Source organism: Pseudoalteromonas sp. ECSMB14103 (genome assembly GCF_000813065.1).
Taxonomy (GTDB): domain Bacteria; phylum Pseudomonadota; class Gammaproteobacteria; order Enterobacterales; family Alteromonadaceae; genus Pseudoalteromonas; species Pseudoalteromonas marina.
The window spans coordinates 193,094-214,937 of record NZ_JWGY01000001.1 but is presented as its reverse complement, the minus strand read 5'-3'; the positions used below and the strand labels follow the sequence as shown (position 1 = coordinate 214,937).

The 21,844-nt window shown below is 39.6% G+C and carries 22 protein-coding genes; 8 read left to right on the top strand and 14 right to left on the bottom strand.

Going from position 1 to position 21,844, the window contains the following annotated elements; all coding sequences use genetic code 11:
* Positions 1-199: 199 nt before the first annotated feature.
* Positions 200-1,216 carry a UDP-glucose 4-epimerase GalE gene (gene galE, locus RF53_RS00890; protein WP_039036351.1) on the top strand — a complete coding sequence of 339 codons (1,017 nt, stop codon included), beginning with the start codon at positions 200-202 and terminating at the stop codon, positions 1,214-1,216.
* Between the two features lie 43 nt (positions 1,217-1,259).
* Here galE and zapE read toward each other — a convergent pair whose 3' ends face one another.
* Complete coding sequence (gene zapE, locus RF53_RS00885) at positions 1,260-2,369, bottom strand: cell division protein ZapE (protein WP_039036350.1); 1,110 nt, start codon at positions 2,367-2,369, stop codon at positions 1,260-1,262.
* Positions 2,370-2,428: 59 nt separating this feature from the next.
* Here zapE and rsuA point away from each other — a divergent pair, with 59 nt between their 5' ends.
* Positions 2,429-3,127 carry a 16S rRNA pseudouridine(516) synthase RsuA gene (gene rsuA, locus RF53_RS00880; RefSeq protein WP_039036349.1) on the top strand — a complete coding sequence of 233 codons (699 nt, stop codon included), beginning with the start codon at positions 2,429-2,431 and terminating at the stop codon, positions 3,125-3,127.
* Between the two features lie 27 nt (positions 3,128-3,154).
* Here the strand turns inward: rsuA and RF53_RS00875 are convergent, their stop codons facing one another.
* Together RF53_RS00875 and RF53_RS00870 are read right to left on the bottom strand one after the other, a co-directional pair.
* Positions 3,155-3,928: a YggN family protein gene (locus RF53_RS00875; protein ID WP_006792053.1), complete on the bottom strand. Its 774-nt coding sequence runs from the start codon at positions 3,926-3,928 to the stop codon at positions 3,155-3,157.
* A 147-nt stretch (positions 3,929-4,075) separates the two neighbouring features.
* A complete protein-coding gene (locus tag RF53_RS00870; RefSeq protein ID WP_039036348.1) occupies positions 4,076-6,505 on the bottom strand; it encodes a zinc-dependent metalloprotease in 2,430 nt (809 codons plus the stop codon).
* A 154-nt stretch (positions 6,506-6,659) separates the two neighbouring features.
* Between RF53_RS00870 and RF53_RS00865 the strand changes: the two genes are divergently transcribed.
* Positions 6,660-7,628: a class 1 fructose-bisphosphatase gene (locus RF53_RS00865; protein WP_039036347.1), complete on the top strand. Its 969-nt coding sequence runs from the start codon at positions 6,660-6,662 to the stop codon at positions 7,626-7,628.
* Positions 7,629-7,698: 70 nt separating this feature from the next.
* Here the strand turns inward: RF53_RS00865 and RF53_RS00860 are convergent, their stop codons facing one another.
* Positions 7,699-8,025 carry a hypothetical protein gene (locus RF53_RS00860; RefSeq protein ID WP_039036346.1) on the bottom strand — a complete coding sequence of 109 codons (327 nt, stop codon included), beginning with the start codon at positions 8,023-8,025 and terminating at the stop codon, positions 7,699-7,701.
* Between the two features lie 43 nt (positions 8,026-8,068).
* On the opposite strand from RF53_RS00860, the gene RF53_RS00855 reads away from it, so the two are divergent.
* Positions 8,069-8,428 (top strand): DUF5522 domain-containing protein, encoded by a 360-nt coding sequence (locus RF53_RS00855; protein WP_039036345.1) that lies wholly within the window; start codon positions 8,069-8,071, stop codon positions 8,426-8,428.
* Between the two features lie 161 nt (positions 8,429-8,589).
* Here RF53_RS00855 and RF53_RS00850 read toward each other — a convergent pair whose 3' ends face one another.
* The 8 genes from RF53_RS00850 to RF53_RS00815 all read right to left on the bottom strand — a co-directional run bounded on the left by RF53_RS00850 (position 8,590) and on the right by RF53_RS00815 (position 16,492).
* Positions 8,590-9,423: a sulfurtransferase gene (locus RF53_RS00850; protein ID WP_039036344.1), complete on the bottom strand. Its 834-nt coding sequence runs from the start codon at positions 9,421-9,423 to the stop codon at positions 8,590-8,592.
* A 77-nt stretch (positions 9,424-9,500) separates the two neighbouring features.
* A complete protein-coding gene (locus tag RF53_RS00845; RefSeq protein ID WP_039036343.1) occupies positions 9,501-9,896 on the bottom strand; it encodes an adenylyltransferase/cytidyltransferase family protein in 396 nt (131 codons plus the stop codon).
* Positions 9,893-10,960 (bottom strand): CDP-glycerol glycerophosphotransferase family protein, encoded by a 1,068-nt coding sequence (locus RF53_RS00840; RefSeq protein ID WP_039036342.1) that lies wholly within the window; start codon positions 10,958-10,960, stop codon positions 9,893-9,895. Before RF53_RS00840 ends, RF53_RS00845 begins: the two co-directional genes overlap by 4 nt.
* Before the next feature lie 87 nt (positions 10,961-11,047).
* On the bottom strand, positions 11,048-11,473 hold the full coding sequence (locus RF53_RS00835; protein WP_039036341.1) for a group I truncated hemoglobin: 426 nt from the start codon (positions 11,471-11,473) through the stop codon (positions 11,048-11,050).
* Positions 11,473-12,309, bottom strand: coding sequence for a DUF3034 family protein (locus tag RF53_RS00830; RefSeq protein ID WP_039036340.1), 837 nt, complete (start codon positions 12,307-12,309; stop codon positions 11,473-11,475). Before RF53_RS00830 ends, RF53_RS00835 begins: the two co-directional genes overlap by 1 nt.
* Positions 12,296-14,611, bottom strand: a complete 2,316-nt coding sequence (locus tag RF53_RS00825) for a bifunctional diguanylate cyclase/phosphodiesterase (protein WP_039036339.1) — start codon at positions 14,609-14,611, stop codon at positions 12,296-12,298. Before RF53_RS00825 ends, RF53_RS00830 begins: the two co-directional genes overlap by 14 nt.
* The gene (locus RF53_RS00820; protein ID WP_039036338.1) at positions 14,601-15,266 is read right to left on the bottom strand and encodes a methylamine utilization protein; all 666 of its coding nucleotides are present in this window, start codon (positions 15,264-15,266) and stop codon (positions 14,601-14,603) included. The genes RF53_RS00825 and RF53_RS00820 overlap by 11 nt, the downstream gene beginning before the upstream one ends.
* A gap of 122 nt (positions 15,267-15,388) precedes the next feature.
* The gene (locus RF53_RS00815) at positions 15,389-16,492 is read right to left on the bottom strand and encodes a phosphoribosylaminoimidazolesuccinocarboxamide synthase (RefSeq protein ID WP_006792040.1); all 1,104 of its coding nucleotides are present in this window, start codon (positions 16,490-16,492) and stop codon (positions 15,389-15,391) included.
* A 200-nt stretch (positions 16,493-16,692) separates the two neighbouring features.
* Here RF53_RS00815 and RF53_RS00810 point away from each other — a divergent pair, with 200 nt between their 5' ends.
* The 4 genes from RF53_RS00810 to RF53_RS00795 are packed head-to-tail and all read left to right on the top strand — an operon-like array spanning position 16,693 to position 20,226.
* Entirely contained in the window at positions 16,693-17,766 is a 1,074-nt protein-coding gene (locus tag RF53_RS00810; protein WP_200888037.1) for a CDP-glycerol glycerophosphotransferase family protein, read from the top strand.
* Between the two features lie 8 nt (positions 17,767-17,774).
* Entirely contained in the window at positions 17,775-18,461 is a 687-nt protein-coding gene (locus RF53_RS00805) for an ABC transporter ATP-binding protein (RefSeq protein WP_039036782.1), read from the top strand.
* A complete protein-coding gene (locus RF53_RS00800; protein WP_039036337.1) occupies positions 18,458-19,711 on the top strand; it encodes an ABC transporter permease in 1,254 nt (417 codons plus the stop codon). The genes RF53_RS00805 and RF53_RS00800 overlap by 4 nt, the downstream gene beginning before the upstream one ends.
* A 14-nt stretch (positions 19,712-19,725) precedes the next feature.
* Complete coding sequence (locus tag RF53_RS00795) at positions 19,726-20,226, top strand: DUF3299 domain-containing protein (protein WP_039036336.1); 501 nt, start codon at positions 19,726-19,728, stop codon at positions 20,224-20,226.
* A 92-nt stretch (positions 20,227-20,318) separates the two neighbouring features.
* Here the strand turns inward: RF53_RS00795 and RF53_RS00790 are convergent, their stop codons facing one another.
* Together RF53_RS00790 and RF53_RS00785 are read right to left on the bottom strand one after the other, a co-directional pair.
* A complete protein-coding gene (locus tag RF53_RS00790; protein WP_039036335.1) occupies positions 20,319-20,663 on the bottom strand; it encodes a four helix bundle protein in 345 nt (114 codons plus the stop codon).
* A 184-nt stretch (positions 20,664-20,847) separates the two neighbouring features.
* Positions 20,848-21,321 carry a peroxiredoxin gene (locus RF53_RS00785; protein WP_039036334.1) on the bottom strand — a complete coding sequence of 158 codons (474 nt, stop codon included), beginning with the start codon at positions 21,319-21,321 and terminating at the stop codon, positions 20,848-20,850.
* Positions 21,322-21,844: the final 523 nt, after the last annotated feature.

The window sequence follows — 21,844 nt, the reverse complement described above, 5'->3', positions numbered from 1 at the left end:
CCTAGCAGATATATATTAACTATAACTTAATCATAGTTGTTAAATGTAATTATAAACGAACTAAATGTAATCTGATGTACCTTTTAAAACTACTTTAAACCATCTTCTTTGCAAACTAAAAATTAAATATAAAGCATGTAAACTATGCCATTTTATGTTGAAATTAAAACAACTGAATAAAGAACCCTACGGAGCTTTCATGACTATTTTAGTAACCGGTGGCGCAGGCTATATAGGCTCGCATACCGTTTTAGAACTTTTGCAACAAGGAAGTGATGTTGTTGTTATAGATAATTTAGCAAATTCATCGCAAGAGTCTCTGGCTCGCGTTAAACAAATTACGGGAAAAGAAGTAACTTTTTATCAAGGTGACATACTCGATAAAGCTTTTTTAGATTCAGTATTTGCAAAGCATACGGTTAACAGCGTTATTCATTTTGCAGGCTTAAAGTCGGTTGGCGAATCGGTTGCTAAACCAGTAGAGTATTACCAAAATAATGTGCAAGGCACGTTAACCTTAGTTGATGCTATGCGAGATGCGGGCGTATTTAAGTTAGTATTTAGCTCATCTGCCACCGTTTATGGTGACCCGGCAAGTTTACCTATCAAAGAAGACTTTCCTGTTGGTGGCACAACTAACCCATACGGTACCTCAAAATTGATGGTAGAAATGATGCTCCAGGATATCGCTAAATCTGACGAGCGCTTTGCGTTTGCTATTTTGCGTTACTTTAATCCAGTAGGTGCTCACGAATCGGGCCTAATTGGTGAAGATCCTAATGGCATTCCTAATAATTTATTACCATTCATTGCTCAAGTAGCAGTGGGTAAACTCAAGCAGTTAGCCGTATTTGGTGATGATTACGACACCATTGATGGCACAGGTGTGCGCGACTACATTCACGTTGTAGATTTAGCTATTGGCCACTTAAAAGCCCTTGATAAAATAGCTACAAATACGGGTGCACTTGTCTATAATCTTGGCACTGGTAATGGCTATTCTGTTCTGCAAATGGTTAATGCATTTATTAAAGCAAGTAACCAAGCAGTACCATACCAAGTATCACCTCGTCGCCCTGGCGATATTGCTGCATGTTACGCCGCACCAGAAAAAGCCCTTAATGAGCTGGGCTGGGAAGCTAAACGCGGAATTGATGCCATGATGCAAGATACATGGCGCTGGCAGTCAAACAATCCAAATGGCTACAGTAAGTAAAGTAATTAGATTTGCGCTTAGCCATAGACCGTTAAGCGCGTTTTTACCAATTTTGCATTTCTACTAGCCGCGATTGCGTTCGCGCATATTCAAAGCTTAGCTTTTTACCTACATATAATTGCTCTATATTTACCTGAGCATTGATGATCAGCAATTTTTGACAGTCATAAAATTCATCCACTAATGCAATAAAGCGCCGAGCCTCGTCGTCTAAAGTGTGTTCTTCAAGCGTTTGCTTTTCCCGCTGGTAGCTATCTTCTATTCCATGCACAATCGTTTTACCCGTTGCGGTTTCACCCATTTTAGGCACATTATTAACGTACAATACATCAAACTGGGATGCTAAAAACATATAGTCGTTTGCACTACGTGGGCCTGAACATAAAGCCATAAAATCAATGATTACGGCTCTAGGCGCTTTTAATTGGTAGCTAAGTTTACGGCCGTGAATCGTAATTACATCTGAAAAAGTAACCTGTGAATTCACTTGCACAAAAATAGCTTTAAAATCATCACTCGGTAAGTTGATATAATAATGGTGGTTGTTTTTACCGTATCTAAAGCGGTGATCTTCCTGACCGGCCACATTGACTATGTGGCAGTGGTTGTTAATTAAATCGATAGTAGGTAAAAATCGCGCGCGTTGCAGGCCGTTGCTATAAAGCTGTTCAGGTTTTGCATTAGAGGTAGCCACCAGCACTAAACCTTGCTCAAACATCGCTTTAAACAATCTAGCCATAATCATGGCATCGCCAATGTCGCTGACAAAAAACTCATCAAAACATAATACTTTAATGTTTTTAGCCCATTTTTTCGCTATCAATGTAAGCGGATTAGCGTGGCCTTGTAGCTCAGCTAATTGACTATGAACATGTGCTATAAAATGATGAAAGTGAAGTCGCTGTTTTTTTACCAGTGGCACATTGTTATAAAATAAATCCATTAACATAGATTTACCGCGTCCTACTGGCCCATACAGATAAACTCCGTTTATATTTGGTGTTTTTTGCCACCATTTTACCGGTGTCTGAAGTTGTAGGCTTAAGGTATTTAATGCCATAACCGCACGTTGCTGGGCAGCATCGTACGTCAGCTCACCAGAGGCAACTTTGGCCTTATACAGGTTTAAAATTAGTGTGCTGTGCACTGTCATGGTATTTCACTATCGGCTATAATCGCGCCCATTGTAGCCGACTAAAAATGTGAACCAAAATGAAATTCCCTTGCCGTTTAGATAAATTTATTAGCCACTTAGCAGAAGTACCGCGCACGCAAGCCCGCGCCAGTATTAAGCGTAAAGAAGTAAGCGTAAATGGTGAGGTGATCACAGCACATAATTTTCAGTTAGCAAAAAACGATGCCGTATTACATAACGGTGAGCCATTAGTATTTTTAGGTAAGCGTTACTTTATGCTAAATAAGCCAGTTGGTTATGTGTGCGCAAATAGTGACGACTTGCACAAAACAGTTTTTGACTTACTTGATGAGCCAAATATGAGTGACTTTCATGTAGCAGGCCGATTAGATATAGACACAACAGGCTTAGTTATTATCACTAACGATGGCGACTGGTCACATAAAATTACCTCACCACGCAGTAATAAATTTAAAACGTACCTAGTTGAAACCCAAGAACCAATTACCGACGAAGCGCTTGAGCAATTACGCGAAGGCGTTATGCTACACAATGAAAAAGATGCCACCCGCCCCGCTATTGCTGAGCGCTTAGCTAACTACGGTTTACGCTTATCAATTAGTGAAGGAAAGTACCATCAGGTAAAGCGCATGCTTTACGCCGTTGATAACAAAGTGGTTGAACTACACCGTGAGCAAATTGCGGGTATTAAGTTAGATGAAGACTTAGCGCCAGGCGAATACCGCTTGTTAACCGAGAATGAGATAACACTATAGGGCGGTCTGATAACGAACCACTTTCCCTTACGATTTAATTTGCACTAAATCAAAGTCTGCCATGCCCGGTACAATCGCTTGTAAGCGAGATTCGGTGACATCTAAGGTGTTGAGGTATTCGCAATATTCTGATGCTTTTAGCTCTAATTGGTCTGCTTTTTTTTGCAATGACTTATCAATCTCTTTCGTGATGATATCCATGCGTTGACCCATATCGTTAATGCGATCCTCAATATTGCCTTCACGCGATTTAAACGCATCCCCTAAAGACACTAAAATAGCACCTAACGAGCCATGAACCGCCGAGTGGATTTTTTGGCTTATTTCTTTTGTAAAAAAGTCATCAATTTGAGAAAGTGATTGAGGAGCTATAAAAAAAAAGTCGTCGCCTCGCTTAAACTTATCCATCAACGCGCGTTCTACGTATTGCAGTTGGGTTTTAAGTACTTCAGGCTCTTTATCCGACATGCCCTCAACCACCTGCTCAATAGCACTCAGCCCTAAATTAACACCGTCGGTGGCTAAATTTACAAGTTCGGGTACTGTTTGACGAATGCCTTGGCTAAATTGCTCCAGTACTTTGCTTTCATCTTCACCTAAATCGACCCAATAGCCACGAATAAAGAGCTGGGTATTGTTGTTAATTTGCACTCGTGTTTGGCCTTTATCAACAATTCGTATTACGTCATCGGTAATAATTAGACCATGTCTGAGTTCAACATCACACGGTTTTTGAGCAAAGGCAGCGGTACTTGAAAGTGCAATGGACAGCGATAAAATCGCACGAGATAAAAACGCCATATACACCTCAAAAAGACAAAAAATGGAAGGCAAGTAGGTTAACAAAAAACCAATTTTATGCAAGAAAAAACAGCGCTTGATACTATCGAAGCGCTGCTTATAAAGGCGTTTAAAGCTCAGGGCGTGTTAACCTGCGCCCTTATAAAATTAAATGGGTGAACCTGGCGGTATAGGCAGAACCTTAAAGTTATTAGGCCACTCTCCATTAGCTAAAAAGTGTTTTACCTGCACTGCTAGGTATTGCTTAAATGCGCTTTCACCGATGCTTGTATTACTCAGCATAGTGTTTTGATTAAAGTCGTCACTTAACTTAACTAAGTAATAACGAAGTTGCGCTTGTACCTCTGGGCTTACATTATTATTTGCCACTAAGTCAGCAAACGTTTTTGCTGTTAAAAACTGTATACGCTGGGTTATTTTGCCTTTCATTGTGTCGGGTGACGATACATTATAAACATGGCTATACAACTGCTTTAATAACGCATCTAAACTGTAAAATTGGTTATTACGGGCTTGTTGTTGCGCTAAACGATTTAAGCGCTGTGGATTAAGCAACAACGATAAACTATGCTGCACTGCCACCTCTGGTAAAGCCATTGCATCAAGTGTTAACCCGGTACGCCCCACTACGCTTTCGCGCGATTTAGACTCACCATATGCTTTTGGCGGAATTAACGATAATACCGATTCAGGTATAACTAAATTTTTGGCTGTAAGTGTTGCTAAAATGGCATTAACTGCATCTTGTTGCACTTGCTTATCAACAACCTGAGCGCCTTGGACAGGCTCATCTCCGCGTGTTTCATATTCGTAATTTACACCTGCAATTAACTTAACCACAGACTCAACTTGAAAACGATGAAATAAATAAAGTGGCACAAGCTTTTCTTCTAACTGAGATAGCGCAACACCGGACTTAATATTATTAATACCAAATTGCGAAAGTGCCTTTTTACGCACATCTAAAACACGTAAAAGCTCTTCTGATGGGTTAGCGCCGTTATCCCATAAGTGAGCCGTTGGGTGAGCGCCCCCTTTAGCCCGCGCGTCAGAATCTGAAATAAACGCTAGCCCTTTGGCTTTATTCTCTTTTAAAATTGCTGCCAGCTCTGCGTTTTCATCTTGATTAGTAAAGTCGCTATAACCGTATTTAATTACCTGGGTATCCCATACGCCCATACCTGTTGCATAGCCTCGTGTTACATCAAGCTTGCCTTGTTCATTAAAGCTCAATAATGGGTGCGGGTAATCCATTACTGAGGCTCTATCACTTACTGATGCCGCAAAGTTATGGGCAATACCTAATGTATGGCCAATTTCATGGGCACTTAACTGGCGAATACGATCAAGCGCCATAGCGTGTAAGTTTTTAGCAACTTCATCTCCTTTAAAATAAGGAGCAGCCAGCGCTTCTGCTATTAATATATCTTGGCGGACACGAAGCGATCCTAAGGTTACATGGCCTTTTAATATTTCACCGGTGCGCGGATCAATAACTGAGCTTCCGTATGACCAGCCACGTGTTGCCCTATGCACCCACTGAATTACGTTGTAACGAATATCCATGGGATCTACATTGGTTGGTAATACTTTAACAATAAACGCGTTTTTATAACCTGCAGCGCTAAATGCATCATTCCACCACTTACCGCCTTCAAGTAAGGCGCTTTTAACTGGCTCTGGTACACCGGGATCTAAATAATAAACAATAGGTTCAACCGGCTCGCTAATAGGTAAGCTCGGATCTTTTTTTGCTAAGCGGTGACGCGGTATATAACGAACATACATCGACTCGCCTAAAGGCGCTGCGTAATCTTTGTGCTCAATGCTCCAAAAGCCCGATTGCGGGTTAAATTTACGTGGTGTGTAATTATCATCTGGTAATTGAATAAGTGAATGGTGCATATGTATGGTAACAGTGTACGGGTCGGCGCTAACTTGGCGTACAAACTTACCCGGCTTTGCGCCTTTAAATGTAAGCACGGCTTCCAGTTCGGTGTTTTTTACAAAGGCTTTTGAACGCGCCATGTAAACCGCACTTCGTGATTCATCAAGGTTAAAATTACCCTGCTTACGGGCAGCTAATGTACGGCTTACTCCATGTACATCGCTCAATAAATAAGGCGTGTAATCAATAAGTGCCGTGCTTTTGTCTTCTGCAACCACTTTAAAGCCCGCCAATATGCTTGATGCAAATGCCTCTTTGATACTTTGCTGCTCGGCTTTGTTATTAGTGTTAGCACGGTAGTAAGTATTTACAGCACGCAGCATAACTTTATCGCCAAAGCGCTCAAACTGTACCAAATGCGTGTTGCCAAGCTGGCCTCGATCAAGTCCAATATCGTTTGACCCAATCCCGTATGGCAAACTTTGTTGTAATAAAAACTGCTGCTCAAGCTTATCTACTTTTAAATACACTTTGCCGTTTTGGGTATCGTAATAAAACGAGTAGTACCCCGGAAAGTGGTTCATTTGTGTAGTAAATTCATCAATTGACTTAATTGCTGCGTGCGCTTGAGTTATGATAGAGCACAACACAGTAAAGAATATGTAACTTAGTAGTGGTATTTTTTTCATAATCTTATCTTTGTTATTGGCGTTTTAGGTACGATTAGGTGCCCCCATTATAGGGCGGTATTTAAACAATACAGATATTTAAGACGAATTTCAGCGCTCTAAACTAATCTCTCTCACATTATGATTAGTTTTAACACGTTATCAGGAAAATAGAATGCGTAGACTCCCTCCAGTATTGCTAGAAGACGGTTGCCCAAGAGAACTATTATCATTAATCCGAACTATTTTAGCGGCATGTAAAGAAATATCGTTTCGTGTTGGCCAAGGCGCACTTTCAGGCGTATTAGGCTCAACACTTGATGAAAACATTCAAGGCGAAACTCAAAAAAAGCTCGATGTATTATCTAATCAGCTATTAAAAGATATTTTACTGGAGTCGGGCACAGTTAAAGCCATTGCCTCTGAAGAAGAAGACTACACCGTTGCAGGAAACCCCGACGCTAAATATATTGTGGCATTTGATCCACTTGATGGTTCGTCAAACACCGATATTAACTCGCTGGTTGGGACTATATTTTCAATTATGGAAGCCCCTGAAGGCTCAGATGCAGCAGACGAAAGTATTTTTATGCAACCTGGCCACAAGCAAGTTGCGGCAGGTTATGTACTTTACGGCCCATCAACAATGTTGGCGCTTAGTACAGGTAAAGGCACACGTATGTTCACCCTTGATAAAACCCAAGGGAGCTTTTTACTAACAGAAGACTTTGCCACTATACCCGCAGATACAAACGAGTTTGCGATTAATGCGTCTAACCAGCGTCATTGGCAACCCGCTATGCAAAATTATATAAATGATTTACTAGAAGGCGATACCGGCCCGCGCGCTAAAAACTTTAATATGCGCTGGATTGCGGCCATGGTAGGCGATGTTCATCGCGTACTAAGTCGAGGCGGTGTATTTACTTACCCAACTGATACTAAAGATCCTAATAAACCCAATAAACTGCGCCTACTTTACGAAGCAAACCCAATGGCTATGCTAGTAGAACAAGCCGGCGGCATTGCCTCAACAGGGTCTGAACGTATTATGGATATTCAGCCAGACGCTATCCACCAGCGTGTAGCGGTTATTTTAGGATCTAAAAACGAAGTAGAAACCTGCTTGGAATATCATAAGTAATCACGTTGTCAGTTGTTAAAAAATACTAAACCGCATTTAATTTAAATGCGGTTTTAAGTTAACCTAAACTTTAATCCTTTAACAATGCCAGTATTTTTTCAAGCTTTTGGTGATCAAGCTCGCCCATTTGCTCGCTATTACTAAGCGCATAAATAACGCCTTCGTGTTGAGCGCAATCAACGTCTTCTCTTGACTCAATAACGTTAGCCCAAAGCTCTAAGTCATCTAAATCTATTTCACCACTCAAACAGCGTTTAATTACATCAACTAACACATCTGTTTTTAATGTATATAAGGGGGCTTGATCATATGCAGGCGTTGATACAATAACCGATGTTGCATCGTCTCTTTGTGCCGAAAACGTAATAAATTCTGCTAACGCTTTTTGTATATTCATAATATTTGTTATTCTTGGCGCTCTACTGTTGATAAGAACTAACATGACTCAAACAAACTGCAGCCAATGTAATACAGTGCTTAACTGTAATGTAAATAATATAACCGCATGTTGGTGTAACCAGTTACCTGCCATTTTACCCCTAGACGCAACAGCAACAAGCTGTTTGTGCCAAACCTGTACACTCAATAAAATTAATCACTACCTTGAAGAGCTTTATACTCAGCCAATTAAAAGCCAAATAGAGTTTGCAAAAGCATTTAGAGGAAACGATAACTTAATTGAAGAGCTCGACTACACGATGCAAAATGGCTACATGGTATTTAGTAAGTGGTTTTTTTTAAAGCGAGGAACTTGTTGTAAAAATGGCTGTAAAAACTGCCCGTATGGTTTTAGAAAGTAAAAGCTACTTAATAAAAATGCGAGAAAATATTCGTTTTTACCTTCTCATTTTCTTCTCTTTTACTTCTCCTTGTGAGTAATATTTTTAAGTACTGTTATTCACAAAGAGGTTTAGAGGCGCTGCGCTTTAACATGAGCAAGCTTTAAACTCGTTGCCTATTGCTACTTTTCTCCAGTAGCAATAGGCAACGAGTTACTTGCGCCCCACTCACTCCAAGAACCGTCATAAACACTTAAGTTTTTATAACCACATTCATCAGCAAATAAAGCTAAAATACACGCTGTAATACCTGATCCACAGCTAAATTGAATATACCCTGCAGTACCTACAGCGTTCTCAAATTTTATCTTTATTTCTTCAAAAGCTTTAGCCTCGCCATCAGTTAGTAAATCTAAAAAAGGCAATGAACGGCTTTGTGGTATATGCCCACCTCGCATGCCTTTTCGAGGTTCGCTCTCTTCGCCAGTAAAGCGCTTAGAGGCACGCGCATCTAATAATACAGTATTAGCATCATCTATTGCTGCTAATACTTGCTGGCGGTCAATAAAGTAATTTGGATTATAACTTGCTTCAAAATTACCACATGTTAAAGCCTCACTATAACCTTGCTGCACTGCATAGCCGCACGCTAACCACTTTTTAAGGCCGCCACTTAATACCTTTACATTGTGATGCCCCATGGCTTTTAGCATCCACCACGCCCTTGCAGCACTAAATAAGCCAGCATCTTCGTATACCACAATAAACGAATCATGGTTTACACCCGCATGCTGCATAACCTGTGTAAACTGCTGTGCATTACACATTGTGCTTGATAGCGGGTTTGATTTATCTGCCAGCTCATTTTTTATGTCAAACCGCTTTGCATTGGGTAGCATAGCTTCAGGCACATAAGTTCCTAAAACCCCGGGGCGAAGCATACCCGCATCAAACAACACTAAATCAGGGTCGTTTAGCCTTTTTTGTAATTGCTGGCAGGTTATTAGGTTTTTGATTTGATACCCTTTTAATAAAGCGAATGGGGTTTAGAGTAATAATCAAAATATTACTCAATTATCGCTCTTATAAGTTTCTATGAAGGATTGCGAACTACTTCAATTATTTCCGTAGTTGAAATGGAAGGTGTTCTAGTTAAGTATTGTACGTCGCATAACGTTTTAAAGTTATCGAATTTACCAGCCCAATCGTCCCCCATTACTAACAAATCTGCATCATGTTCTTTTATGTAATCGCCTTTGAGCTCAAGGGAATGCTCTATAAAAATTTCATCGACACAGCGTAAAGAACTAATTATTTTAACTCTATCACTTTCGCTATAAACTGGAGTTCTACCCTTCTTTTGCATATTGAGTGCATCTGATGATATCCCAACAATTAAATAGTCACCTAAGGATTTGGCGCGTTCTAAAATGTTAATATGACCGACATGAACAATATCAAAGGTACCAAATGTAATAACTCGTTTCATTCATAACTCTCTAAGTAATTAACTATACGGTCAGCGCAATTTCCATCTATTTTTCCTGCAAGCTGCTCTATAATTTTTTTCCGGTTAAATCTAAACTCTTCCGATTCTGAGGCACACAACTGAACTGCAGATACAACATCACTGAACTGTTCAGCCCTTTGACAAATTTTGTGAAAATAATTTATGTCCTCATCAAGCCGTGCCTTAAAACGATAAGAAAATATACCTCTATAATTCCATCGCAACTTGTAAAAGTCACACCACACAACAGGCTTATCCAGAGCTGCAAACTCAAATATAGCAGACGACGCGTCTGATAACATTATGTCTGCAACCGCTAAAAAAGGCGTTAAGTTAAATTCACTATCACTTGTTAAATAAACATTATTATATTTTTGCCAGCGCATGATTTTACTTTTTTGTTTTTTATAACGCGGTTTAGACAAACTAAAAAAGTGTGGTTTTATAATAATATTATAATCAGGAAAACACTCTGGAAAATCATCGCTCATACACTCAATAGAGCTCGGATAAAAAGTGGGGGCATATAAAAGTGTTGGCTTATTCTTATCTAAACCCAACCCAGCCAAGTCAACTTTTTCCACTGAGTTGTTAATAATTGGATCTAATTTCGCATAGCCGCTATCAACAAAATTACCATTTGGATATAAGTTTTTTAATCGTTTTAAACGATGTTCACCTTCAACAAAGCGAACGGTAGTCGTTGTGTTTGATACATCGTAGTAGCAGCTTTTTGGACCTATACCATGCTGCATTAATACACTTTTATTATTGAGCTTATCAACGTCTAAAAACGCATTACCAAACACGACCCAATCACACTCAACACCCTGATAGAAATCTAATGTATTTGATTTATCTTCCAACCAAATTGCTTTTATTGAATGTTCAACTGCGAATGTCTCGCAAATATCTATAAATTGTTTTTCTTGAGATCTATAAAATACTAATGCGCATTGATGACCTCTTTGTGATAATTTTTCAATTACAGGTATATATTGAGGTAAATAATAAATATGCTGGACGTCGAAATATACAAACATGAAAAATATACAATAAAGTAACAATATTATTCATTGTACATAAGTAATGGCTTGTATTGTAGGTAAACAGAAAATAATGTTTATCCACTATATGTTAATAATGTCGCTTCTTAATGGCGCCATTTTTGACAAAATTTTATTTTGAATAGGATGAGATATGTTTTGCTCATTCATGGCATTCACCAACAAATCAACAACATGATTAAAATCTTTTTCTGTTATATTCATGCCGGTGTGTATGTCTACCATTGAATCACCTGCGTAGCTGTATTTACACGGACCATCGGTAAGCATGCACATATGCAGAATAAAACCTTGGCGAAAATGCGCTATGTTTGTGTGCTCAAAATAGTGAAATACCTGCTCGTCGTTACCTATTTGATTAATAAAGCTATCAATTAATTTTTCTATGCCGGCGTTACCGCCAATTTGATAATATAAAGTAGGCGGTGCTTTATTCGCACAGCCCATTAAAATACCAACACATAAAAACCCAACTGCAATTAACTTCATTACCAATACCCTGTTACCGATAAGTACCAACCGGTTTGATCGTCTGCCCCTGCAATACGCCCTAAATCTAAATATGCGGCAGTTACACTCACATTTTTATTAGGCATCCAGGCAACAAAAACGTCTTTCCAGTCTTGCTCACCCAAGTTTAAGTTATTCGCTTTTTGACGATACTCAATACCGATTGCCAATTCACGACTTAAAAATACAGCGGTGCTACCTTCAAATAAAAACGCGCTGTCAGCATTGCCGCCACCATAACCGAGTAGTCCCAGTTCATTGGCTTCACTATAGCGTGTTGTTACATTCCAAAACCAGTTATAACCTGCAAGTGCACCTAAGTGAAGCTTACTGGCAGCCAAGTAAAAATCTGTACCGCTGGTATCCTCTGCGCCAACAAGTTTGGCTACGGTGCCGTCATCTAGCGATTTATGCTGTATACCTAAACTTAATTGCGGCCATTGGCTGTAAACAATATCACCATATAAACGTATTTTTGCACTAGTAATCGATTGCTCTATTTCTGTGTTAAGTGCTGGCACGTCAAACTCTTGTTTTGCGTAACTTAGCTCTACCCGATTAAATAAGTTTAACTGCGCACCACATACATTTAATGCGTAATCACTTACATCCGCTCGGCTACAAAAACCATTTACCGAAAATTCATCTTCGCTCGCATAACCTGCAAGCTGAGCCCAAGGCACAATACCGCCACCGCCGCTACCTTCAACTTGAGATACACCAGGTGTTGCTAGTAACTTTCCGCTACTGTTGGCAAACGTTGGCAAACTTATTAGCAATAAAACACTGACAAATAAATACTTAATTTTTACCATAGTATTCTTCCAGCCATTGTTCTAATAAATCAGCTTTTAAAGGCCGGCTAAGGTAGTAACCTTGTGCGTGGTCGCACTGCATTGTTTTAAGTAAAGCTAACGACTCTTCGGTTTCGACCCCTTCAGCCACCACCGAAAAACCTAACTGATGCCCAAGCGTAATTGACGACTGCACTATAAATTGATCTTTTTGAGAGGCATCTAGTTTTAAAATAAAACATTTATCGAGCTTAAGCTCATCAATAGGTAACATTTTTAAACGCCCCAGCGATGTTTGCCCTACCCCATAATCGTCAAGCGATATTTTAACGCCAATTTGTTTTAAATCTTTAAGCGCTTTTATGCCCTTTTCTTCGTTTTCTATCATGTCGCGCTCGGTTAATTCAATAGTGATTAACCTTGCATCCACATTATGTTTTTTTAGCGTAGCGACTAACGCGGCATGAAACCCCGGAAACGCAATATCTTGTGCCGATACATTAATGGCGGCTTGAAGCTCAATGCCCTTCGATCTCCAGTCGGCAACTTGTGCAACAACGGTATTTATTACCCACGCCGTTAGTTCAACAATTAGCCCTGAGCGCTCAGCTAAATCAATAAATAACTCGGGATTAACCCAGCTGCCATCTTTACGCTGCCAACGAATAAGCGACTCAACTTTATCTATTTTTTGAGTTTGCATATGCAGCTTAGGCTGGTAGGTCATAAACAGCTGACCATCGTCGTCGCTAATAGCTTGCTTTAATTCATCAAGCATAATTAAACGATCTAAGTGAGCCTCGTCCTCGCCATCTTGGTAATAATGTATATGATTTTGGTTATTGGCCGCATTTTCTACGGCAATAAGCACTCGCCTTACTAAGTCGTCACTGGCAGTGCCTTGCGATGGGTACTGCAATACCCCGGTACTAAACTGTAAGTTAATTTTTAGCTTTTGAATGGTATAACACTCTTGAAGCCTAGCAATTAACCCCTCTATGCCGCACTTTTTCTCGCTAACCGCACTGCTTGGAAATACCGTTAAAAACTCATCTCCACCAATACGCGCATGAATCCCACCAAACTCATCCGAAAACTCACTTATTCTGCATGCCACGGTTTTTATACATTCATCGCCTATGCGCGGGCCCAGCTTATCGTTTATATGGCGTAACCCTTTTATATCTATTGCTACAAGCGTATATTGAGTTAATTCGCTTAATTCTTTGTCCAACACTTCTAACATCGCAGAGCGATTATAAAAGCCGGTTAAAGTATCGTGTCGCGCCTGAAAACTAATTTGTTGTTCACGCTTGTTGATGTCGTTACCCATGTTGTCGAACGCATTAACTAAGGTCGTTATTTCTGTGCTTTGTTTTTTACCTTTAAACTCAAAATTATAATTACCTTGCGCAAACTGCTTAGCAATTACAACCAGCTGAGAAAGCGGCGTTGTTAAGTTATTTGCTAATAAGCTACTTGTTATTACACCTACAAACATCGTTAAGATAGACAAAATGATAAGGGTAAAAAATAGCTTTTCAAAATCGCTATAACTTTGTGTTAAATCGGCGCTTAATAAGATAATAATTGGGTGTGTTGCCAAAGAGGCTAAATTAATATCTCGGTTTCGGTAAACCGGGTACTCGCCAAATATTCGTGAGGTGGTGGCCGAGTTAAAATAACTCACCGGTTCAAAAGGCGTTGGGCGCTCATCTAACGAGCTAATAACTAGGTTGTCGGCACTGCCTACAAAACTTACATCCATGCCCGTTAAACTTTTAAGCTCGCTTGCAACACTGTCGTCTATTTTAAAGCCTACTAAACTGTAAGCTATGGTTCTTGGGGCTTTTACAGGTAATAAAATAACCTGGTAAAGCTCATTGTTTAACACTACAAATGTGGATTGCTCTTGTGCGTTAAATAGCTCTGCGAGTAAAGGTCGCAAGTCGTCTTCAAAGGCACCTTGCTCTAAATTTGACGAAATTAGCTGACCCGATAAATCTATAAGCAACATTAATTGCGCGTCTATCCGTTGGCTGTGATTATACAAAACACTACTTATGGTACCCGCATCGCGCGTGGCAACCGCTTGTTTAAAACCAAAATCGGCAGTTAATACTTTAGCCGCAGTTAACAGGAGACTTTCTTTTGAGGTTAAATATTGCTTATAAACGTTTTGCGCAACACTTATGTCTTGGTCTACTTTTTGTTCCTGAAACTGACTTGTTGACCACCAAAAACTAGCAACACTCACCAGCGTTGTTAATAACACCAGCCCTACGCAGAGTGAGGTAATTCGGTTTTTTAAACTATGAGTCATTACCAGCCTTAAATTTGCTACCAAAGGTGTTTCTTGGTGCTGGTGTAGATGTGTTTACCGTTATGGTGTGTTTGCTTTTAGCGCTTACTGTTATAATTTTTTTATTCTCCAAAGGTGCTGTTTGCAAAGCGTGCCATACGCTTAATTCAATCGGTAATAGGTTATTTGGCAAGGTTACTTTGCCTTGCTTATTTGTTTTATAAACATGTTTGCTACCTGCCACATATATGTAGCCAACCATAGAGTCGTGAATATTACACCCCAAAACAACGACCCCTTGATTATCAAAAGTAATAGGTGCTTTTGGTTGCCCTGAATATAACTTTAGCTGAAAAGGCTTAGCTTGCGAAAAAGAATACACATGGTGGCGAATATTATCGCTATTTGGAAAGTCAACTTGCTGCCCTTTTTGCACAACTAATAGCTCTGGCAAAAACTGTTTATGAACTTGGTCCATAGTGGCTACAGGAAGATTTGGCTTGGCTAATTGCTCGGCGTTAAAGTGTAGCTCAATAACAGCATTTGCTAGTTTACTACCGTGTTGATCTTCTACTACCAACTCCAGTGCAGCGGCGTTAAAAAAGTAACCAAAAAACAAACCCATGGTTAAAAAACGGCAACTTTTAGTTATTTTTTGCAAACAACGTTCAAACATAACAACACCTAACTATTAACGTTAGGTTAAGGTAATTAATTACAGGGGTTAATTGCAAGGAATATAGCCCAGTAACTAAAAATAAAAAGCTAGCCACTGGGTTTTTTAGTTCTTTAGTATGACTATTTTACAATTAAGCCATAATCAGCGTCTAAAATAGAAATGACCTCTTGGCGCGGATCTTCAGGAATAGTAATTGCTTCACCAACTATTTTGCTGGCAATACCCACATAAGTATTAGACACTTCAAGCATGACTGATTCGGGTAAAATATACTCTTTTGCTAATTTTTCACGCTCAGCCATGCGATCTTTGTTTAGTAATACGTCGCTTTCTGGCACGTTATTAATTAACAATTGGCGAAAGCCTTCTTTAGAGTTTTCAACAATTTTACCATCTCGATACGCAGCGCCATCCCATATACGCGATGAATCTGGTGTACCCACTTCGTCGATATAAATAAGCTGTTGTGCGCCATTTAGGTCTTCTACGTAACCAAATTCAAACTTGGTATCTACAAAAATTTGGTCAAGCTTGGCAAGCTCTTTACTAATTAAGCCAAAACCTTCTACTAACAGCTTTTCGTATTTTGCAACGTCGTCTTCCGACTTAAAATTAAATACGTCTAAGTTATTTGTTATGTTCTCGCGGGTAATGTTTACATCGTCTACTGGCGGTATGTCGGCAACGCCTTCAATAATCCCCTTGGTTGATGGCGTAATAAGTACATTATCGAGTTTTTGATTCGCGTTTAACCCTTCAGGTAAATCTATACCGCAAAAGTTACGTGTCCCTTTAGCGTAATCACGCCACATGCTACCCGTAATATATTGGCGCGCTATCGCCTCTACCTTAACTGTGCTTGCTTTACGAACAATCCATACATATGGGTGCGGAATATCCACAATATGATTGCCAGCTAGGCCTGCTTCGTCAAATAATTTAAACCAATATGATGCAACGGTGTTAAGTGCTATCCCCTTACCCGGCACACCATTTAAGCCATTTTCACCTTGCCAAATACAATCAAATGCTGAAATACGGTCCGAAATTACCATAATAGCCAGCTCAGTACCTGCGGGTACTTTGTAGCCTTTATCTTTAATTAATCGTGCACTGTCTTCGTCTGTTAGCCAATAAACTGAACGCACTTTACCACTATGTACTTCACCTTTGGTGCGGATGGGTAAATCATCGTTTACGTCTAAAACTTTATAGCTAGTCATGCTATCTCCGGGGTTAGGGATGCTCTATGAGCAAAGTATGGTATGGGGTTATGTGCGGTATGATAATCCAGCCAACTTCAAAGCTCAATCTTGGGCTTGAAACTAAATAACCTGAACTTTGGTTAAGAGATTTAGCAAGAATATTTATATGGTTGTCACAATCGGGTAAACTAGCTGTGCTAAAGAGTCGAGGAGCTAGCTTGAACTACTTAACCACCACCAAAAATAAAAAATACTTAATGTATATATCTCAAAATTATTCATACGCAATTTTGAGGCCTATTCAGGCGGCCATATTAGCGAATGGTGGTCAGGTACGCTGGTTTTTACAAGGTAGCTCTGTAAACCCTGACTTTTTAACACCCGATGAAATACGTCTGAATTCAATAGACGACATTCACAACTGGAAACCCGATGCTACGTTTGCACCGGCTAATTTAATTCCTACGTTTTTTCCGGGTATTAAAGTGGGTGTATTTCATGGTTTTGATGCCGGAAAACTTGATAAAAAAGGTAACAACGACCACCTAAAAGCAAGGGGCTGCTTTGATCTTTACTGTACTCAAGGCCCCAATACCACAGTGCCATTTAAAGCCTTACAAAAAAAGCTTGGTTATTTTAAAGTGACTGAAACTGGCTGGCCAACGCTCGACCGCTTGTTTACTGGCGAATTACAAAACCCATATACCAGCAAAGCCGACACTCGCCCTACACTTTTAATTTGTTCTACTTTTTCAAAACGTTTATCACTTGCACCTAAACTTTACGAGCAAATAAAGCACTTTAGCGAAACAGGAAAGTGGCGCATATTAATGCAGTTTCATCCTAAAATGCCTATTGAGCTTATTAATAAATACAAAGCGTTAAGTAATCAAAACTTAACCTTTATTGAAACCGACGACGTAGTCCCCTTATTAAAGTCGGCCGATGTAATGCTGTGTGATACCTCGTCGGTGCTTTTAATGTTTATAGTGCAACGCAAGCCTGTTGTGACCTTTTGTAATAATGCCCCAGACAAGCACTTACTAAACGTAACAGATCCAAATAAGCTAGAAGACGCGATAGACCTTGCATTTACCTACCCTAAAACATTGATGCAAAATATAGAAAGCTATTGCCAACAGCTGCACCCATACACAGACGGTAAATCAAGTGAGCGAGTAGTGGCTGCAACGAATGAGTTTTTACTTAGTGACGAAAAGCTAAGACCTAAACCGTTTAATATTATTAGGCAGTTTAAAACGCGCAAAAACCTTAATTATTGGAAGTGGTAAACCAAACAATGATAAGCCTTAATAACGTTACTTTTAAATGGCATAAAAACGATAAAACGCCCACGCTAACTATTAGCAAACTTAACATTGAAAAAGGCCAACATGTTTTTTTACACGGCCCAAGTGGTTCGGGCAAATCAACGTTACTTGCCTTACTTGCCGGTATAAATACAGCTACCAGCGGCAATGTCACGTTATTAAACCACACCTTAAATACACTAAGTAACACTCAACGAGATGTATTTAGAGCTGACCACATTGGTATTATTTTTCAAAACTTCAACTTACTTCCTTACCTATCGCCTATTGAAAACGTGATACTGGGCTGCCAATTTTCAAAAAAACGCCAACAAAAAGCATTAAGCCACTCTGCCACGTTAAATAATGAGGCTACACGGCTATTAGACTCACTGGGGTTAACCGAGCAATACCATAATAAAAATGTGGCAGAATTAAGCATTGGCCAACAACAACGCGTGGCCGCCGCACGCGCATTTATTGGTAACCCAGAAATTATAATTGCCGACGAGCCAACTTCAGCCCTTGATACACAAAACCGCGAAAGCTTTATTAACTTATTGTTTGAACAAGCGAGTAATACAAACAGCACACTGATATTTGTAAGCCACGACGAAAACTTAAAGCCGCTGTTTAATCGCTCAATCGACTTAGTAAGTTTGCAGGAGGCATTATGATCCTTACAAAGCTTGCTTTAAAAAGCCTATTAAATAGACGTGCTAGTGTTGTTTTGACGCTGTTTACCATTGCCGTTAGCGTTATGTTATTGCTAAGTATTGAACGTGTTAGAGTTGATGCTAAAAGCAGCTTTAGCAATACCATTTCGGGTACCGATTTAATTGTCGGAGCCCGCACCGGCGATATTCAATTACTGCTTTCATCAGTATTTCGAATTGGCCACACCAATAATGGCGTGAGCTGGCAAAGCTATAAATACATAACAAGCCAACGCGGCGTAAAGTGGAGCATTCCTATTAGCCTTGGCGACAGCCACAAAGGCCAAGCAGTGTTAGGTACAACACCCGATTACTTTACCCATTACCGCTTTGCTAAAAAACAACATTTGAGTTTTAGTGCAGGTAATCCTTTTAGCACTATTTACGGCGTGGTATTGGGCAGTGAGGTAGCTACAAAACTAGGCTATAAGCTGGGCGATAGCATTGTAATATCCCATGGTATGGGTAATACCAGTTTTCATCATCACAACGACAACCCGTTTGAAGTAGTCGGTATTTTAAACCCGACGGGTACCCCGGTCGATAAAACACTGCATATACCGCTTGCCGCTATTGATTTAATTCACGGCGGTAACCCAAGCGATGAGCACGATGAGCACGATGAGTACGATGAGCATAACAACCTAACTGGTCACCCTAAACAAATCACTGCATTTTTAATGGGGTTTGATTCGCCTTTATATACACTACAAATTAGGCGCAACATAAATCAGTACAAGCCCGAGGCTCTATTAGCCATTATGCCTACCGTCACGCTAAAAGACTTATGGGAAATGCTCGCCATTGTTGAAAAAATACTGCTGCTTTTTTCATTTGTTGTCGTGCTAATAAGCCTGCTCGGTATGTTAACCACGTTACTTGCAAACCTTAATCAACGTCGCCGTGAACTTGCTATATTACGCTCAGTTGGTGCAAGGCCATGGCAGCTATTTACACTTATAAGTATGGAGTCATTGCTTACAACATTTTTAGGCTGTGTGCTTGGGTGCGCATTATTTTACGCCACCTTATTTTTAGGAGCCGACTACCTACAAAGCCATGCGGGTATTAGTGTAAATATAGCTATGCTTTCACGCTATGAACTCACCCTCATAGGCGTTATTATGGCGGCAGGTTTTATTATTGGCTTAATACCAGCAACTCGTGCTTATTTTTACTCACTCAGCGACGGCATGAGCATAAAAACATAATGTTTAGGAATTTTATGACACTTTTTAAAACAGCTTTAAATACTTTTTGCATATTAAGTTTAGCTATTATTAGTTTTTCAAGTAACGCTAATCCACCTAAAGAGATTTTTTGGGAAGACTTAATTCCAAAAGGCCATGTGCAAATAGATACCCAAGCACAAGCAAACCACGAAGGCAGCGATCAAAACTGGGTACAGCCCGACTTAGACGCCCCTGTAGTAAAAGAACTAAACGGGCAATCTGTTAGCTTACCCGGTTTTGTTGTACCGCTAGAGGGCGATAGCGAAGTAATCACCGAATTTTTACTAGTACCGTATTTTGGCGCCTGCATACACGTACCACCGCCGCCACCTAACCAGCTTGTACACGTTACTATAAAAGGCGGCGTACCAATCGAAAGCCTTTACGATGCAATTGTAGTCACAGGTATTATTACAACAGAAACCTGGTCAGGTGAATTAGCGCAGGTAGGTTACAAAATGAAAGCCGTAGGCGTAGCGCCGTTTGAGCTTTGAAAAACTTTTCAGTTTTCAGTTTTCAGTTTTCAGTTTTCAGTTTTCAGTTTTCAGTTTTCAGCGCGGAGAATGAATAGCTAAACACTCTAAATTTAGCTGTTATCAAACTTATTTTTAAGGCTTGTTAACATAGCAGCTAATTCTTTTGTTTCTATTATCCATTGTTGGCTTGTTGACTTATTTAAGTAACCTATTTCTGTGCCTGTGTATATCTGTGTTCTAGCTTCTGCAAGAGAAGCCCTAGCTATATCTATAAATCTACTTTTCTCTTTATAGCTTTCTCTACACACACCTTCTGCAATGTTGCTCGGCACTGAAAGGCCTGAGCGTGTTAATTGATCTCTGAACCCATAGTCTTTTATATCTGCTGTAGACCTGTAAGTATCTACGCTAAGACGTGCAGATCGTTTCCATACATCTAAATTTTCAAAATTCATTAGTGTTACTTTTATTTATATCATTTTTACTAGCTTAGTTTTAAATATACAAATAACAACTAGCTAACTAAACTAGCCAAAAATACAATATTCATTAATAACTAAAATCTTCAGTCTAATCACTAATGTCTAAAAGCTTCTATCTGATAACTAAGTACCAACCACTGACAAACTAAATGGGGCCTTAAAGCATTTCTAAAACATGCTCTGCACGGCTTACTGCGAACTCTTTGCCTTCTTCTACAAATAACCCAGTAACAACCGCGTTATTTACAATCATCGCGTAACGAGATGAACGCATACCACCAAAGCCAGCGGTGTCTTTTTCAAGCCCGAGTGCTTTGGTAAAGCTTGCATCACCATCAGCTAGCATTAAAATTTCTTCAGCGTTTTGCGAGTCGCCCCATGCTTTCATTACAAAGGCATCGTTTACCGAAACACAATAAATAGCATCAACACCTTTTGCTTTAATTTTATCAGCAAGCGTAATAAATTCAGGTAAATGTGCATTTGAACACGTTGGCGTAAACGCCCCCGGCACAGCAAATAACACCACTTTTTTACCATCAAATAATTCTTTGTTAGTCAGTGTTTGCATGCCTTCACTTGTTAACTGCGTAAGTGTAACCTCTGGTACGTTTTGGCCTTGTTCAATCATGATAAATCCTTAAAAATATAAATAACGAATAGCCCATAGCATAGTGGACTTTGCTAATAGGCGCAGCTTTATTATCAATAAGCATAAATACAAATTTTTCACACAATATACGTTAAGGTAAAAGTTGGAATGCTCATCGACTAATGCGAACTTACAGTGGCACAGCGAATTTAATGTAGGCGCTTTGCTTGCTAGTCCGTTTAATTTACACATAGTTACATTAACAACCTTTTACGTGAGCAAGCTTCACACCTTTGTTGAAATAACTCTAAAAATTAATCACTACCGAGAACGCTGAGCAGAGCGTAGTACAATATATTTTTTAAAAGATGATTTTAAATATTAATTACCACCGAGCGCACCGAGGCCATGTGGGCTACAAAGAGGAAATATACTATTGATTAGGCACTTCTCCTTGTATTTTCTTTGGTGAAGAAGTCACTTTTGTAAATAACACTTATCAGTTTAAATCTCAGCAACTAATCTGATAACTGCTATCCGCTGTGCCTTATAACCTGGAGGT

Coding starts and splice junctions, on each gene's coding strand:
- RF53_RS00785 (WP_039036334.1), bottom strand. CDS start 21,321: ATGATTGAACAAGGCCAAAACGTACCAGAGGTTACACTTACGCAGTTA.
- RF53_RS00830 (WP_039036340.1), bottom strand. CDS start 12,309: ATGGTAAAAATTAAGTATTTATTTGTCAGTGTTTTATTGCTAATAAGT.
- RF53_RS00870 (WP_039036348.1), bottom strand. CDS start 6,505: ATGAAAAAAATACCACTACTAAGTTACATATTCTTTACTGTGTTGTGC.
- RF53_RS00845 (WP_039036343.1), bottom strand. CDS start 9,896: ATGAAACGAGTTATTACATTTGGTACCTTTGATATTGTTCATGTCGGT.
- RF53_RS00840 (WP_039036342.1), bottom strand. CDS start 10,960: ATGTTTGTATATTTCGACGTCCAGCATATTTATTATTTACCTCAATAT.
- RF53_RS00875 (WP_006792053.1), bottom strand. CDS start 3,928: ATGGCGTTTTTATCTCGTGCGATTTTATCGCTGTCCATTGCACTTTCA.
- RF53_RS00835 (WP_039036341.1), bottom strand. CDS start 11,473: ATGAAGTTAATTGCAGTTGGGTTTTTATGTGTTGGTATTTTAATGGGC.
- RF53_RS00815 (WP_006792040.1), bottom strand. CDS start 16,492: ATGACTAGCTATAAAGTTTTAGACGTAAACGATGATTTACCCATCCGC.
- zapE (WP_039036350.1), bottom strand. CDS start 2,369: ATGACAGTGCACAGCACACTAATTTTAAACCTGTATAAGGCCAAAGTT.
- RF53_RS00805 (WP_039036782.1), top strand. CDS start 17,775: ATGATAAGCCTTAATAACGTTACTTTTAAATGGCATAAAAACGATAAA.
- RF53_RS00865 (WP_039036347.1), top strand. CDS start 6,660: ATGCGTAGACTCCCTCCAGTATTGCTAGAAGACGGTTGCCCAAGAGAA.
- RF53_RS00860 (WP_039036346.1), bottom strand. CDS start 8,025: ATGAATATACAAAAAGCGTTAGCAGAATTTATTACGTTTTCGGCACAA.
- RF53_RS00825 (WP_039036339.1), bottom strand. CDS start 14,611: ATGACTCATAGTTTAAAAAACCGAATTACCTCACTCTGCGTAGGGCTG.
- RF53_RS00795 (WP_039036336.1), top strand. CDS start 19,726: ATGACACTTTTTAAAACAGCTTTAAATACTTTTTGCATATTAAGTTTA.
- RF53_RS00790 (WP_039036335.1), bottom strand. CDS start 20,663: ATGAATTTTGAAAATTTAGATGTATGGAAACGATCTGCACGTCTTAGC.
- galE (WP_039036351.1), top strand. CDS start 200: ATGACTATTTTAGTAACCGGTGGCGCAGGCTATATAGGCTCGCATACC.
- RF53_RS00800 (WP_039036337.1), top strand. CDS start 18,458: ATGATCCTTACAAAGCTTGCTTTAAAAAGCCTATTAAATAGACGTGCT.
- RF53_RS00820 (WP_039036338.1), bottom strand. CDS start 15,266: ATGTTTGAACGTTGTTTGCAAAAAATAACTAAAAGTTGCCGTTTTTTA.
- rsuA (WP_039036349.1), top strand. CDS start 2,429: ATGAAATTCCCTTGCCGTTTAGATAAATTTATTAGCCACTTAGCAGAA.
- RF53_RS00855 (WP_039036345.1), top strand. CDS start 8,069: ATGACTCAAACAAACTGCAGCCAATGTAATACAGTGCTTAACTGTAAT.